Origin of the sequence: Mesorhizobium sp. M7A.F.Ca.MR.245.00.0.0, assembly GCF_003997415.1 — a bacterium.
Classification (GTDB): Bacteria; Pseudomonadota; Alphaproteobacteria; order Rhizobiales; family Rhizobiaceae; genus Mesorhizobium.
This window is the reverse complement of sequence record NZ_RZTE01000025.1, coordinates 70581-71916: the sequence shown is the minus strand read 5'-3', so window position 1 is coordinate 71916 and position 1336 is coordinate 70581. Positions and strand designations below refer to the sequence as shown.

Below are 1336 nucleotides of genomic sequence, written 5' to 3'. Positions count from 1 at the left end.
CCAGCCGGTCGCGGCTGCCGACGATGTGGCCTGACAGCAGGCGCGCGGCTTCATCGGCGTCGCCAAGGCGTGCCGACGCCAGTATGGCGCGATGTTCAGCCCAGGCGCGGCTGAGGGCCGCTTCGTCGCGGACCTCCAGCCAACGCGCCCGCGACAGGCGCGTCATGGCATCGCGCACCGCCCGGAACAGGAATTCATTGCCCGACAGACGCGCCAGTTCGATGTGAAAATCCATGCCGACGCGATGCCATTCCTCGCGCGGCGTGTCGTTGTCGCAGGACTCGAGCATCGCCTCGATGACATCGACGGCGCTCCGGTCCGCCAGGCTGCATGTCAGGCGAAGCGCCGCAACCTCGACCGCTTCCCTGTAGACGGCGATCTGCTCGAGTTCAGCCAGATTGATCGGCGACACCGTCCAGCCGCGTCCGTCCCTGCCGACCAGGCCCTCGGTCTCAAGCCGCAGAAGTGCTGCCCTGACCGGGGTTCGCGACGCGCCGAAGCGGCTCTCGATCCAGCGCTCCGTCAGCTTCTCGCCGGGGCCGATCTCGAGGCCCAGGATCATTTGCCGAAGCTGTTTTTCGACGCTCTGCATCTGCGACATTGTCGTTTCCATTTTTTTATCGTTGCTGGCGATCGTCTTGCCGGCCGCCTTTTCCGATCACGTTTGAGACGGTCGCATTGACAGCGGTCAAGCTTGCGTCCATCAGGGGCACCATCTTGGTATCCCAAATTGGTATCCGCAGCAAGCATCGATAAGAGTTTCTGGGACAGGACATATGACATGCAGCAGCAGAGCACGCCCCCGGCGACCGACAGCACCTACAACATCCACTGGCGGCGCAATCTGTTCGTGTGCGTTGCCGGATCGTTTTCGACGCTTGTCGCCATGACGCTGCTTTTGCCGTTCCTGCCGCTCTATATCGAGCAGCTCGGCGCCGAGGGCCACGCGGCGATCGTGCAATGGTCGGGGATAGCCTATGGCGCGACGTTCTTCGCGGCGGCGCTGGTGGCGCCGCTCTGGGGACGTCTCGGCGACCGCTACGGCCGCAAGGTGATGCTGGTTCGCGCCAGCTTCGGCATGGCCATATGCATGTCGCTGACCGGCATGGTGCAGACGGTCTGGCAACTGGTGCTGCTGCGGCTGCTGATCGGGTTTGCCGGTGGCTATTCCTCGGGATCGACCATCCTCGTTGCCATGCAGACGCCGAAGGAACGCTCCGGCTGGGCGCTGGGCCTGCTGTCGGCCGGCATCACGGGTGGGGCTCTGGTCGGCCCACTGGTGGGCGGCGCCCTGCCGCCGCTGATCGGCATCCGCGCCACCTTTCTCCTCTCCGGC

At 65.0% G+C, this 1336-nt stretch carries 1 protein-coding gene and 1 pseudogene (1 of these 2 running past the window's edge); one reads left to right on the top strand and one right to left on the bottom strand.

Going from position 1 to position 1336, the window contains the following annotated elements; all coding sequences use genetic code 11:
* Positions 1-601 (bottom strand): GntR family transcriptional regulator (locus EOB80_RS22915; RefSeq protein ID WP_245466420.1); only part of this gene is annotated, 601 nt, incomplete at its 3' end.
* Between the two features lie 180 nt (positions 602-781).
* On the opposite strand from EOB80_RS22915, the pseudogene EOB80_RS22910 reads away from it, so the two are divergent.
* Positions 782-1336, top strand: a pseudogene (locus EOB80_RS22910) (MFS transporter) (it continues 677 nt past the right edge of the window).